General features: G+C 45.1%; 11 protein-coding genes and 1 tRNA gene. 4 read left to right on the top strand and 8 right to left on the bottom strand.

Going from position 1 to position 14,000, the window contains the following annotated elements; genetic code table 11:
- Positions 1-32: 32 nt before the first annotated feature.
- From R7E47_RS06285 to R7E47_RS06275, 3 genes are all read right to left on the bottom strand, one after another.
- The gene (locus R7E47_RS06285; protein ID WP_085569247.1) at positions 33-425 is read right to left on the bottom strand and encodes a cystatin; all 393 of its coding nucleotides are present in this window, start codon (positions 423-425) and stop codon (positions 33-35) included.
- Positions 426-599: 174 nt separating this feature from the next.
- A complete protein-coding gene (cydB, locus tag R7E47_RS06280; RefSeq protein WP_085569246.1) occupies positions 600-1,598 on the bottom strand; it encodes a cytochrome d ubiquinol oxidase subunit II in 999 nt (332 codons plus the stop codon).
- A 10-nt stretch (positions 1,599-1,608) separates the two neighbouring features.
- On the bottom strand, positions 1,609-2,997 hold the full coding sequence (locus R7E47_RS06275) for a cytochrome ubiquinol oxidase subunit I (protein WP_017635517.1): 1,389 nt from the start codon (positions 2,995-2,997) through the stop codon (positions 1,609-1,611).
- Positions 2,998-3,156: 159 nt separating this feature from the next.
- Here R7E47_RS06275 and R7E47_RS06270 point away from each other — a divergent pair, with 159 nt between their 5' ends.
- Complete coding sequence (locus tag R7E47_RS06270; protein WP_047102825.1) at positions 3,157-4,401, top strand: NADH:ubiquinone reductase (Na(+)-transporting) subunit B; 1,245 nt, start codon at positions 3,157-3,159, stop codon at positions 4,399-4,401.
- Positions 4,402-4,699: 298 nt separating this feature from the next.
- The gene (locus tag R7E47_RS06265; protein WP_005384172.1) at positions 4,700-6,100 is read left to right on the top strand and encodes a tryptophanase; all 1,401 of its coding nucleotides are present in this window, start codon (positions 4,700-4,702) and stop codon (positions 6,098-6,100) included.
- A gap of 78 nt (positions 6,101-6,178) precedes the next feature.
- Here the strand turns inward: R7E47_RS06265 and R7E47_RS06260 are convergent, their stop codons facing one another.
- Positions 6,179-6,790, bottom strand: a complete 612-nt coding sequence (locus R7E47_RS06260) for a DUF2913 family protein (protein WP_005384170.1) — start codon at positions 6,788-6,790, stop codon at positions 6,179-6,181.
- Between the two features lie 32 nt (positions 6,791-6,822).
- Positions 6,823-6,906 (bottom strand) — tRNA-Leu (locus tag R7E47_RS06255).
- A 559-nt stretch (positions 6,907-7,465) separates the two neighbouring features.
- Here R7E47_RS06255 and R7E47_RS06250 point away from each other — a divergent pair.
- A complete protein-coding gene (locus tag R7E47_RS06250; RefSeq protein WP_017635515.1) occupies positions 7,466-8,674 on the top strand; it encodes a NupC/NupG family nucleoside CNT transporter in 1,209 nt (402 codons plus the stop codon).
- A 54-nt stretch (positions 8,675-8,728) separates the two neighbouring features.
- On the opposite strand, the gene R7E47_RS06245 is transcribed toward R7E47_RS06250, so the two are convergent.
- Both R7E47_RS06245 and R7E47_RS06240 read right to left on the bottom strand, forming a co-directional pair.
- Positions 8,729-9,817 (bottom strand): DUF3541 domain-containing protein, encoded by a 1,089-nt coding sequence (locus tag R7E47_RS06245; protein WP_085569244.1) that lies wholly within the window; start codon positions 9,815-9,817, stop codon positions 8,729-8,731.
- A 69-nt stretch (positions 9,818-9,886) separates the two neighbouring features.
- A complete protein-coding gene (locus R7E47_RS06240) occupies positions 9,887-10,492 on the bottom strand; it encodes an alpha-ketoglutarate-dependent dioxygenase AlkB family protein (RefSeq protein WP_005374161.1) in 606 nt (201 codons plus the stop codon).
- Positions 10,493-10,624: 132 nt separating this feature from the next.
- Here R7E47_RS06240 and R7E47_RS06235 point away from each other — a divergent pair, with 132 nt between their 5' ends.
- Positions 10,625-11,980 carry a diguanylate cyclase gene (locus tag R7E47_RS06235; RefSeq protein WP_021035911.1) on the top strand — a complete coding sequence of 452 codons (1,356 nt, stop codon included), beginning with the start codon at positions 10,625-10,627 and terminating at the stop codon, positions 11,978-11,980.
- Between the two features lie 387 nt (positions 11,981-12,367).
- On the opposite strand, the gene R7E47_RS06230 is transcribed toward R7E47_RS06235, so the two are convergent.
- Positions 12,368-13,924 carry a DUF3612 domain-containing protein gene (locus R7E47_RS06230; RefSeq protein WP_081048934.1) on the bottom strand — a complete coding sequence of 519 codons (1,557 nt, stop codon included), beginning with the start codon at positions 13,922-13,924 and terminating at the stop codon, positions 12,368-12,370.
- Between the last annotated feature and the right edge of the window lie 76 nt (positions 13,925-14,000).

Genomic DNA, 14,000 nt, shown 5'->3' with positions numbered 1-14,000 from the left:
TTGTGTCGGCTGTAGAGTCGTAGTGTCTATTGCTATTTAGGGCAGAGTTCCCCTTTCTTGGCGTGTCTTTCTATCATGTAATCGCCTCGGGCACTGTGCAATACAATTGCATTCCAGACTTGACCATCTTGCAACTCGAACTCAAACGCATAATGGGTGCCGCCGACCATTTTCGTTCTCACCTCATGAATTGCTTTCAATTTATCATCGGCATTCATTTGATAAAGCACCATGTTAAGTGAACGTCTGGCGTCAGGAGTTGCTTCGGCAAGTCGCCAACGGCCCTGCTCGTCTGTTGCGGAGCAAATAGACCGCATTTTACTTTTCATGGCGGATGACATCTGCTTGTCTACGGCCAATGCATTTGGTGAAAACAGTGGAACCGTCAAAGGAATCAAAGTTACCAGAAACCGCTTTAAGGTCATAAAAACACTCCGTTGTTTTACTCTTGTTTGAGTATAGACCTCAATGGCTTCAGATGTGGTGCAGTAGACTCTGGGCCTACAATATCGCAGTTCGTATCAACGAACTGATGATAAACAAGGCGACCACGCTTACCAGCCAAATGCCAATGAACCACAAAATGGGTTTTAGTTTCATCAGTGATATCCTTCTCCACGTTTCATCTTGCCGCGGAAAACCCAGTACGAATAAGCCGTGTAGGCTATGATCAGAGGAAGTAATACCACCGCACCGGTAAGTAAAAATGCCAAACTCTTATCTGGCGCGGCGACGTCTTGATAAGTGAGTGCGAATGGGACCAAGTAAGGGAATGTACTGACACCGAAACCCATCGCGGACACAAGAAACAGGCCGATCGCAAGAACGTAGGCTCGGACGGCTTTGTGGTCGAGTAAGGCTTTGAATAACTGCCAAATAAGTGCCGCTGCAATAATTGGTAAAATGAAAAACAGTAGCGAGTTTGGTAATGAGAACCAACGTTCAAATACGATATTTTGGCTCAATGGCAGCCACAAACTGGCGATGAATATACAGGTTACCATCGCTAGTCCCCATCGTCGCGCGACCACGTAATAGCGCCCCATCAGCTCTTCTGGAAGCTTGATTAATAACCAGCATGAACCGAGCAGAATATAAGCACAAACAAGCGCCAAGCCACAAAATACGCTAAATGGTGAAAGCCAATCAAACCATCCACCTGCGTATGCTCGTTCACTAACCTCTATACCTTGGAGCAGGGTTCCGAGCATAATGCCTTGCATCAATGCTGCGGTGAGTGAACCAATGAAAAAAGCGCTATCCCATAAAAACTTTCCGCGTTGTGTTCGGAAGCGATACTCAAAAGAAACCCCGCGCAGAATTAATCCGAGCAGCATTAAAATCAGAGGAGCATAGAGTGCTGGCATAATGACCGCGTAGGCGAGGGGGAACACGGCAAAAAGCCCACCACCGCCAAGAACTAGCCAAGTTTCATTCCCATCCCAAACAGGAGCGATGCTGTTCATCATCATGTCGCGCTCTTCATCGTCATTAGCGCTGAGGAATAGGATACCAATACCGAGATCAAAGCCATCTAACACGACATAAATCAGAACGGCGAGCCCAATCAAAGCGTACCAAATTAATGCGTAATCCATGAGTTAGCTCCTAGGTTAGATGGTTAGAATGTGTGATGGCATCAGTTTTCGTGCCATCAGGAAGTCGGCTATCTAGACCTTCTTCATATCGAGTTGGAGACTTGCGCATCAAACGTAGGAGATAGAAGAAGCCAGCTCCAAAAACCACAAAGTAAACCACGATGAACGCCGTCAGGGAGACGCTCACCGCGGCGGCATCAATAGGCGATGCCGAATTGGCTGTGGTTAAAAGACCGTATACGGTGTAAGGCTGTCGACCGACTTCGGTAGTTATCCAGCCTGCTAAAACTGCAATGAACCCCGCTGGGGCAAACAGCACACAAATACGTTGAAGTGCCCTCGAATCAAAAAGTTTGCGACGTTTTCTTAGCCAAAGGCTCCACAAACCAATAACAAGCATGCCAAAACCAAGCGCGACCATTACTCGGAAAGACCAGAAAACGATAGAGACAGGAGGGTGTTCCTCCTCTGGAAAAGCATCTAATCCCTTCACTTCACCGTTGAGGTCATGAGTTAAAATCAAACTACCGAGTTTGGGGATTTCCAGTGCGTATTCCATGCGTTTTTCTTCATCGTTAGGGATACCGAAGAGGATCAATGGCGCGCCTTGGTGAGACTCATAGTGCCCTTCCATCGCGGCAACTTTGGCGGGTTGATGTTCAAGGGTGTTTAATCCATGCATGTCTCCAGCAACGATTTGAATTGGTGTCACGATGGCAGCCATCCACATTGCCATCGAGAACATAATTCTGGCTAGAGGGTTATGGTTTGCTTTTAGTAAGTGATAAGCGGCAACGCCGGCTACAACAAAGGCAGTAGTAAGGTAAGCGGCGAGCAACATATGAACGAGCCGGTAAGGGAAGGAAGGGTTGAAGACAATCGCCCACCAGTCTTCTGGGATAAACTGTCCGGCTTCGTTGATACTATAGCCCGCTGGTGTTTGCATCCAACTATTAACCGAAAGTATCCAAAACGCAGACAAAAACGTCCCGAATGCAACAATACAAGTCGCGGCGAAGTGAAGCTTCTTACCTACCTTATCCATACCGAAAAGCATCACGCCTAAAAACCCAGCTTCGAGGAAAAACGCAGTAAAAACTTCATAACCCATTAGCGGGCCTAGGATTGGGCCTGTTTTGTCGGCAAACACGCTCCAGTTAGTACCGAATTGATAGCTCAACACGATGCCACTCACCACACCCATACCAAAACTGATGGCAAAGATTTTGAGCCAGTACTTATAGATTTGCATGTACTGTTTGTTGCCCGTTTTTAAGTACAAGCCCTCTAATACAGCGAGATAACTTGCCAAACCAATCGTAAACGCTGGAAAAATAATGTGGAAAGAGACAGTAAAGGCAAATTGGAATCTAGCTAGGTCAATGGCGAGTGTGTCCATGAGCGGTCCCTTTTTCGTTGGATAAACTGTTCGCCGGATTTAAAGAGGAGACAGAAGAGTGGCGAACAAGGTGAAATACGAAGAAGGAAGACGAAGAGATTAAAAAACGATCGCTTTTTACACATGTGCGTACCATCTTTTAGATAAAGGAGGAGCGTTATGAGCCTTAAACATTACTTTGAGAAAGCGACACCTAAGTTTGGTCCAGGTGGGAAGTATCACAAGTTCTACCCACTTTTCGAAGCTGTCGAAACCATTTTTTACACGCCTGGTAAGGTAAACCAGGGCATGACTCACGTTCGAGATAGCATCGATTTAAAACGTATTATGATCATGGTGTGGTTGGCGGTCTTCCCTGCCATGTTCTGGGGTATGTACAACATAGGCCAGCAAGCGAGTGATGCCTTGTTGTATGGAATGGATCAAGCCTCAGCTCAGCAAGCGCTTGTTTCTTCATGGCAACTGAGTTGGGTATGGGGCTCGTTAGATGCGGTTTCACAAGCGGGGTGGGGAAGTAAAATGTGGCTTGGTGCTACTTACTTTCTCCCGGTTTATGCGACGGTGTTTATCGTTGGTGGTTTCTGGGAAGTTCTGTTTGCTATTGTGCGAAAGCATGAGGTAAATGAAGGCTTTTTTGTCAGCTCTATACTCTTTGCGCTGATCCTTCCTCCGACAATTCCACTATGGCAAGCGGCTTTAGGTATCACTTTCGGTATTGTTGTGGCGAAGGAGATTTTCGGTGGTACTGGACGAAACTTCCTAAATCCAGCTTTAGCAGGGCGCGCGTTCTTATACTTTGCCTATCCTGCCAACATGTCCGGTGGTGCCGTGTGGGTCGCGGCTGATGGTTACTCTGGCGCTACTCCACTTAGCCAATGGTATGAAGGAGGGCAAAGTGCTTTGATAAATAATATGACGGGAGAGCCAATTTCATGGGGAGATGCTTTTGTTGGTAATTTACCAGGCTCGATGGGTGAAGTCTCCACGTTGTTGATCGCACTAACAGGCTTGGTTCTCATCTTTATGAAGATTGCATCGTGGAGAATTGTTGCGGGCGTGTTGGTCGGTTTAATCGGAGCTTCATTACTATTGAATGCGATCGGTTCAGACTCTAACCCCATGTTCTCCATGCCGTTCTACTGGCACTTCGTGATTGGTGGGGTTGCGTTTGGTACCTTCTTTATGGCGACAGACCCTGTCTCGGCAGCTTTTACCAATAACGGGAAATGGGCATACGGACTATTAATCGGCGTGATGACGATTTTTATCCGAGTGCTGAACCCGGCTTATCCAGAAGGCATCATGTTAGCGATTCTATTTGCTAACTTATTCGCGCCACTTTTCGATTACCTAGTCAAAGAAAGTAATATCAAACGCAGAATGAAAAGGGCGAGACCTTCTTAAAATGAGGGTGACCTCACTGAAAATTGATTGAAAACTGCACTATATTGAAAAGGTCAGAGACATGGGGTTTCTGACTTTTTATTTTTATCAGGAGGACGAAGACGATGAGAATAAAGGATATTCTCGATAGCCGTTTGGTGCTGTCGTTCTGGTATAACCTAGACTACTGCTTGTCTCTTCTTAGTAAAATCTCTTCTCGTTGATTTCCTCAATGCAATCGCATTGAAAAGCATTCTATCTATTTGTTTTTTAGTCTTACGTGAAACTGCGTAGGGCAATGCGTATAAGGAAATTAACAATGAAACGTATTCCAGAACCTTTCCGTATCAAAATGGTTGAGCCAATCAAAATGACGACTTTGGCAGACCGTGAAGTCGCGTTAAAAGAAGCGGGCTATAATCCATTTCTTCTTCGTAGTGATGATGTTTATATCGATTTGCTGACTGACTCAGGCACTGGTGCCATGAGTGATAATCAGTGGGCTGGTATCATGATGGGGGATGAATCCTATGCGGGGAGTCGAAATTACTACAACCTGTGTGATGCAGTGGAGCACTTCTTCGGTTATAAGCTCACCGTGCCTGCACACCAAGGGCGTGGTGCCGAGCAAATTTTGTTCCCAGCTTTGATTGAGCGTATGCGTCAGGTGCGTGGTGGCGAAACGCCAGTATTTATCTCGAACTACCATTTTGATACCACAGCGGGTCACATTGAACTCAATGGCGGTAAAGCGATTAACGTGGTAACGGAAGAAGCATTCGACACCACTACGCCTTATGATTGGAAGGGCAATTTTGATATCGATAAGCTGGTGGCAACAATTGAAGCGCACGGTTCGCATAACATTTGTGCAATTATCACCACGATTACTTGTAATAGCTCCGGTGGTCAGCCTGTGTCGATGGAAAACATGCGCAGTGTGTACGAGATTGCAACCAAGTACGATATTCCAGTGGTGATTGACTCGGCTCGTTACTGTGAGAACGCCTACTTTATCAAGCAGCGTGAAGCGGGTTACGAGAATAAATCGATTCTGGAAATCATCCGTGAGATGTACCAGTACGGTGATATGCTCACCATGTCAGCTAAGAAAGACCCGATGGTAAACATTGGTGGCATGTGTTGTATTCGTGATCATAAGGAGTTGTTCCAGGCGGTGCAGACGCGCTGCGTACCCATGGAAGGATTTGTGACATACGGCGGCATGGCTGGGCGTGATATGGAAGCGCTCGCTCGCGGTTTGTATGAAGCCGCGGATGAGGATTTTCTTCACTATAGAATTAGCCAAGTTCAATACTTAGGTGAGCGCTTACGTGAAGGCGGTATTCCGATTCAATACCCAACGGGTGGTCATGCGGTGTTTGTGGATGCCGCTAAGATTTTGCCACATATTCCAGCGGATCAGTTTCCTGCGCAGGTATTGTGTAATGCTTTGTACTTGGAAGCGGGTATTCGAGCAGTAGAGATAGGATCGTTGCTGCTTGGTCGAGATCCGGAAACGGGTAAACAAAAAGCGTCAGAGCTTGAGTTGATGCGTTTGACCATTCCACGTCGTGTCTACACAAACGATCATATGGATTACATTGCGGATGCGATTATCGAACTGAAAAATCGTGCACATGAGTTAAAAGGGCTCACTTTCGAGTACGAGCCACCAGTGCTGCGCCACTTTACTGCTCGATTTAAAGAGATCGATTAACTCAAGTTTAAATCTAGATAAGCAAAAGGCCGCGAGTTTCACGGCCTTTTTCGATTCGTTTATTTCTTAGCGTTACAGTTACGCTAACTCTAATGTGATGCGAACGAACTGGTCGTCTTGATACTGCACTTCATAATTGAAGGTACCACTGGCGTAAATGCTGCCAAGGAAAAGTGAGCGTTGACTCATTGGTCCGCGGAACAGCATCGAAATAGGAGCGATTAGGGCGTTATTATCATCGAAGTGCTGATTTAAGTTCTCAGAAAGCACACACAGCAAACAGCCGTGTTGGTCGTGAGATAAGTCGACGTCTTCCGGTCGCGATAATAACACGGTAGTCCCCAGTTTCTTCTCAATCTCGTTGATCAGCAGCAAGTAGCTATCTAGATCGGGTTGAGGATTTCTGGGTTTGTCTGCACCGACGCAGCGCTCGAGTAATTCTTCCAGATTTCCGTTCTCACCTTTTGCCTGCTGAGTCAAAGATTTTAACGGCTTTTTAATCAGCTTATAGCGATTACTCTTCAGTTTTGGTTTCAGCCATTTCTGAAGTAAGTCATTACGTTCTTTAAGGGAGAGGCCATGCGAGGACGCGTGAATTTTAAAGTGCAGGTGTAATAAAGCGTGAACCGCAAGCTCACTCAGAAGTTGGTTAGCATCTGTAGACTGTCTTGCCTGCTTAGAACTTTGCATTACACTCGAACAAAATTAGGGAAGAAGGATAATGGTGCCGAGAGAGGGACTCGAACCCTCACACCAAAGGCACTAGCACCTCATGCTAGCGTGTCTACCAATTTCACCATCTCGGCATCATGATGCTCTGAATACTCAGAGGCCTCGAAAGAAGCAACGCGAATTATAACCAAAATCCACCTGTTGGCGAGAGCAAAATGACGAATTTTGGCTCTTTCGAGTTTGATTGCATATTTATTGGTCACTTTTATGTTTTTTACCATCAACGCCTATCCTTATGCCCTTACTTTTATTAATGGTATGACGACAAAAGAGTACTTTTGCCTGAATTTTGAACGCTTGAACGTTTGCGTAAATAAATGTGATGAATATCTCTTTTTGTTGGCTATACTTGCGTCCCGTTTAAGCGGGAATTAGGGTTTAGTTGTTCAGGACCCTTACCCATACAAGCCGTCACATGGAGCAGGCCAAGCAACATGCTCGCCAGCAGTGAATGACCCCACGGACCGGACCAGCTACGTTCAATTGCTTGTATAAGGTAAAAATAAGATGTCGAACTATTCGTTCTGTCTACATTCTGGATCTAAAAGTGAGTTATCACTCGCTGCGTTGTCCCTTTCTTCTGCCAATTCCTTTGGCTCTTTTTTCTTTTTCAACGTTTAGTAGGTCCAGCTCATGAGTGTTCTATTTAGTCTATTTGGTATTGTTGCACTGCTAGGTTGTGCTTTCCTACTTTCTGAGGGTCGTTCTTCCATTAATTGGAAAACTGTATCTCGCGCCTTGATGCTACAAATGGGGTTTGCTGCTTTGGTGCTCTATTTCCCGTTGGGTCAAGCGGCGCTGGCGAGTTTAAGTAATGGTGTCGCGGGGCTACTCAGCTTTGCTGATGAAGGGATTAAATTCCTCTTTGGTGACCTCGCTTCTTCTGGCTTTATCTTCGCTATCCGTGTCCTTCCTATCATCATCTTCTTCAGTGCTCTTATCTCCGCCCTTTACTATTTGGGCATTATGCAAAAAGTGATTCAATTTATTGGCGGCGCTATCCAGAAGTTCTTGGGTACGAGTAAAGCAGAGTCTTTGGTTGCAACAGGGAACATTTTCTTATCTCAAGGCGAGTCACCACTTCTTATTCGTCCATTTCTTTCTAACATGACTCGCTCTGAACTGTTTGCCGTGATGGCTGGTGGTATGGCTTCAGTGGCGGGCAGTGTGCTTGGTGGTTATGCTGGTTTGGGTGTCGACCTCAAATACTTGATCGCGGCAAGCTTTATGGCAGCACCAGGTAGTTTGATGATGGCAAAAATCATCGTTCCTGAGCGTCAAACGCCAAGCGATTACAACAATATTGAGCTAGATAAATCAGAAGAAAGTAACGTTATTGATGCGCTAGCAAGCGGTGCCATGGGCGGTATGAAAGTTGCCGTTGCTGTTGGTACCATGCTTATCGCTTTCGTGAGTGTTATCGCGATGGTGAACACGGGGCTAGAAAACTTGGGCGAGATACTTGGTTTCTCTGGCGTAACGCTACAAGCGATTTTTGGTTATTTGTTTGCACCTCTCGCATGGTTGATTGGTGTGCCAAGCCACGAAATCCTAGCTGCGGGTTCATACATTGGTCAGAAAGTGGTGATGAATGAGTTTGTTGCGTTTATCGATTTTGTGCAGCACAAAGCGACACTGTCTGAGCATACTCAAATTATTATCACTTTTGCGTTGTGTGGTTTTGCGAACATTGGCTCAATTGCGATTCAGTTGGGCTCTATCGGCGTGATGGCACCTGAGCGCCGTAAAGATGTTGCAAGTCTAGGCCTAAAAGCGGTTGCTGCTGGTACACTCGCTAACCTGATGAGTGCGTGCTTAGCGGGCATTTTTATCTCTCTCTAATTTAGATTGAAGATACACACTAAAAACCCGCCTAAATGGCGGGTTTTGTTATTTCTAAGGCTTGGGCATTAAGCCGTAAGGTATCGATTTAAAAGCCTCTGGGTGCTCTTGATAAGTTGGCGCTTTATGTACCCCTTTCCAATCGAGCAGCATGATGGCTAGTACGTTACGGTGTTCGCCGTACTTGAGATCAAAGTTACCGTCGACCGACGGAATCATCCCTTTTTCTGCGTTGATTGCGTGACGAATGGCTTGGCGGGTTTTCTTTACGACCGGATCATGGTCCAAGCCTGCTAACAAAAACGAAATGCCGACTTCCGCAATCACGTCTTCTTTGGCGCGCAGTAGGATAGTGTCGATATTGTTGCGAAAGTAATCATAAATCCATTGGTGTTTCTTCTCGCTTACTCGCTCCTGATAATACTGTGAATCGGCAAAGATGATGTGCGTCATACCATAGAGTTTGTTCCAATACTGCTGAGCTGAAAGCATCTTATCTTTATCGTCGGGGTAGGTGTCACGGAAAGTTTGAGTGAATTCCTCGACCACATCTTGCTCTCCTAACTGACGAAGCCAGTAGACTTGGTTTGCAAGCTGAGCTGCCCATGCTTCTATCATCTCTTTGTCCGTAACGTAACGCGAGAAATCGTAGCGCCTAATAATTTTTCTCAGCGTTTTGTCTTGTTTATGCTTTAGGCCGTATTCGTTTGCTCTTGCCATTGCGCCAAGCAAATCCACACCAAGATAAAGGTACTCAGGATGGTGTTTAGTCACGGTATAGCGTCGCTGCCCTCGTTCGGTTTCTTTCTCTTGATACGTGGTCAGCCTTTGAGATGAATAGAGAATGATGTCTTCTGGTTCAACAACTTCATTAGCAAATTGGTTTAACCGGCTGGCTACTTGTGCCATGTCGGTCCAAATGGCAGCGTGATATTTCTCATCTAATGTTTGGCGGTACATGCGTAAGCCAAAATGGCCCTCTTTAAACGCCGGGAGAGTGAACAGTTCTTGTTCGTAGGTACTACGAATCAACTGCGCTGATTGAGTATTATCGAGAAGCGGTACGTCTTCCTGTGATGCCTGAGCAGCAAAGGTAAGTGAGCAAGAGAGTAAGACCGCTAAGCTAAGAGGTTTAATACGCATAAATCCATTCCCTATGAAGTCCTGAACCTAAACCTACCATCAATATTAATTGAGAATGTAAAAGCTGAGTCAATAGTTGAAAATTTGCCTAAAAGTCAGGTTGATACGTTCATCTTTGGTTTTCGCGGTTTTTGGTACGCAGTGCTTCCAGTGATGCTGGAGCTCGCCAGCCATAATCAGTAAGGAGCCGTGAGAAAGCTCATATTCAATCTCAGTTTTACAATGTAAATTTCTAAGCAAAAATCGACGTGTTTCACCTAAGTTCAAAGATGCGATAACAGGGTTTCTACCTAACTCTGGTTCATTATCTTGGTGCCAGCCCATTGAGTCTTGCCCGTGTCGATATAAGTTAGCGAGAACAGAATTAAAAGTGACATCAGCAACTGATTCACAACGCACTTTGAGCTGAGTTAACTCAGGAGTCCAAGGGTGAGGCTGCATGGTTAAGCCTGAGTAAGTATATGCTGCATCACCGTGCCACGCTTGTAAGCGAGGTTGAAGTACTGACTTGCCGAACATAGTAATGTGTTCTTGGTGCCATGGCAGTGTCTTTCGAAGTTGGTCAAAGTAATTATCCGCCTCAAGATGGCTAAGAAAATGAGGATCATAATAAAGTTTTCCTCTTTCTACTTCTTGCCATAGATCGCCGCCAAATAAATCGCCTTGTTGATGCATCATCTCACACCTAAAACATAAAAGTTGTCAATCACTGTTACCTTTCTGATTATGATTGGTTATTCTTGTGATAATAAGAATTTTAACAATAAATAAAAAATCTCGTAGTTGTATACGAGTTGTGGGGAGAAAATGCGTTATTTACCCAGAAAGCGATGCTATTTTGCATTGTTCTTCCTCACCTTTTTCGCTTTGTGTATTGGGGTTATTGAGCTGTTAAATCGAAACCAGCAAGAGCTTCACAAAGAGCGAGTTCAAGTTGAGGCCAAAGAACAACTTTCCATTCTCCGTTCCAATTTGGAAGCGGTACTTATGGCGGATATCTACAAAGCCAGTACTTTAGCGACACTCATTACTTTACTTCCTAAAAACCAAGAAGAAGAATTGAGTATCGCCGCTCACCGAATCCTAAATAAAAGTAAACATATTACAATCATCGGTATCGCGAAAAATGATGTAATTAGTCACGTATTTCCACGCCAAGGTAATGAGCGCCTAATCGGCCTTGATTACCGCGCAGTGCCACAGCAGTGGGTACAGGTGCAAAAAGCCAAGGATGTACAAGAAATTTTCATCGCAGGGCCCGTTACATTGATCCAAGGTGGCCGAGGTTTGATCGTGCGTGTGCCTGTTTTTCTTGATCCTCCAATGAATCAGGACTACTGGGGAGTGATCAGTGCGGTGATTGATTTCGATGCTCTGATGAGAGAAACCGGCGTAATTGATTTCTCGTATCGTTACCCTTTAATGATCCGTGGTTACGATAGCGGTGGCTCATTTGGTGATGCTTTCTTTGGCGCGCAAAGTGTAAATAGCATGGTATATGCAAAAGAGATGGTTCATTTTCCTTATGGTGGGTGGAGTATGGTGGTTTTCTCTGGAGGCAAAGCTGATCGCCAAATCTCTTGGCATCAGTTGCATTTAGCTAGAGTAATCGGCTATCCCATTATATTCGCACTTAGCCTCGCGCTGTTCGCCATTTATCGACTGTATACCATTGCAGATGACAGAGCTTTACACGATGAACTCACGAATTTACCAAACCGTCGCTATTTTATGAAGTTTTACAAGCAGCAGTTCGAAATAGCGAAACGTTATAAAAAGCGTTATAGCTTCGCCTTAATTAATATTGACCTAGATAGGTTTAAACACATTAACGATACCTATGGTCACGACGCAGGTGACAAAGTTTTAATCGCTACGGCTGAAAGGGTAAAAAGCTCTCTGCGTAAATCAGACATCGTGGCCAGAATGGGCGGTGATGAGTTTTTAGTTGTAGTCCATCACCCTGGAACGGAAGAAAATGTTCAGTCCCTTCTACAAAAACTTCGATTAGCGCTATGCTCGACGCCCGTCATTTACGATGAAACGCTTATCTATTTGAAAGCCAGTATTGGGTACGCGATATTTGACCCGAAAATGTCATCTCCTGAGCAAATGATGAAAATAGCCGATGAGAGAATGTATCAACAAAAGCATGGCGGATGAGCCTGAACCCAGTTTCAATAAGGGGTTAGAAGAATGGTAAAGTTGGGAGCCCGAAATCTCATCATCATTGAGGTGCAAGAATATGTGACTTCATATGTTCACAGACACTTTGCTGAGAGAGTCGTTATTAGCAGTGCATTAAGTGGCATATTTGCATAATATTGCATTTTGCAAATGCAGTTTGCGAAATTAATGGTTAATAAAGCAACGATATGCATCTGGATCTACTAAAAAACGGCTTTTTAAAAGTTGGCACGCATCGTGCTTTACTTAGAGTGACCCTTATTAAGCCGAGGGTCACCTAGCCAACTGACGTTGTTAGTGAATACAAATTGTTCACAAGTATATACCGCCAATCACGTATATTGTGATTGGCGTTTTTTCTTTCTAAAGACCGATGATATTCACGTCGCTGCCCGTCTCATCAGCTTCTCCGCACTTGCTGTAACAACTAGGTTGTCTTGGACAAACCGCCCCTCTGGAGCAGATCAACCTTGCTTGGGTTTGAATCCCGCGCTCTATCCAGTTGATGTTTAATATCTTAGCGATAGTCGTTAAGTCTTTTTTGATGTGGGGAGGAATAACACTACTTCCGCCGGAAGCGACACAAAGGGACTTAAGTTCTTCCGCTATGGAAACGGCATCGCCACCTTGTGCAGAAATAGCAGGGTTAAGATCAATACCGGCACATAGCACGCGATTATTTCCCGCAGGGTCAAATACGTTGACCGATTCGCAGCAGTAGATACGTGGCTCGTCGCCAACATTTAAAATCGAAATTTGCGCTGAACTGGTATCCAAAGGCTGGGAAAGGCGTCGGAATACCGCCCAGTGCTGGCAAGGGTCGTTTACTTTGCGCATGTTGCCCCAAGGCAATGGAATACCATTTCCTCGATACACTGCTTTTAACTTGCCGGGGCCATAGGCATCAAAATAGTGCCAATGAGGGTAAGGCGAGACCACCGTCATGCGACGCATTGCAACGGAAGGAGAAACCCCCGCCTTTTTGTGAACATCAATTTCGTAACCGGAGCGGTCAAGCAACTGACGAAATGGTACTTTGGGGCAAAGCAAGGCACCAGCAAAAAAGCTGGACTCAAAATCACGCCAAGCTTGCAGGATATCTTGCGAATTGAGTTCAGAGTTCGACACAGGGCTGTCCATTTGCTCCCAATTGTTTTGATGCCCGATAGATAAAACGTTATTCATTGCATCGCTGCTATGGAGCACTCTATGACCAATATATACCGCCAAGTCATACTTCAATCGGGTTGGATAGTCACGCATTCGTTTATTGAGATAAATAGTCCCAGGTGGCTCCATAAAAGAAGTAATCAACTGTTTGGCGCTGACGCCCAGTTCATCAATCACATCTTGTGGCGCTCGATCAACCCAGCGGATATCCAATCCCATACTCTTTGCAATGTCTACGAGATCCTCTACAGATAGATTCAACCGCTTCAAGCCGACCTCTTCGGCGGCGCGCTCTAAATCAGGAAAATGGTTTTGATGGTTTTCTTGGTGTGCTCGAATCAAGAGATGAGCAAACTGACGCCCCGTGATACCTGTTTGGGAGAGCATTTCTGGTATCGCGATTTGAAGAATATCATTGGAGAACAGGAAGCTCGGCTCCAACGCCATGCCATTAATCCCGCCACGATTTCCTTTGTTGGGTGTGATGGCTTCTAATTCGGGTTCATCATCTAAAAACCACGCCGGATCTTTTTGAAAAACTTCCGCGATCACTTCGAGCATATCGATACTCGGTACGCGTTTTCCGCGCTCAATCATCGAAAGGTAAGAAACCGACGGAGCGTATTCAGGATTAATTCTTACACAACGGGCAGATAAATCTTCCATCGTTAAATGGTTGTTTTTTCTTAGGTTACGAATTTTCGTACCAAGAAAATGAGACTGACGAATAAGGCTTTTTGACACAGACATTTTGTAAAATTCACATTGTAAAATTTTTGTTGTGAAATTGTAGTCAATATTTCGCTAGTCTACATAATGAGCAGGC

Origin of the sequence: Vibrio sp. Vb1026, assembly GCF_033338745.1 — a bacterium.
In the GTDB taxonomy this organism is placed as follows: domain Bacteria; phylum Pseudomonadota; class Gammaproteobacteria; order Enterobacterales; family Vibrionaceae; genus Vibrio; species Vibrio alginolyticus.
Note: the sequence above shows the minus strand (reverse complement) of the source record. Positions and strands in the feature narration are given on the sequence as shown.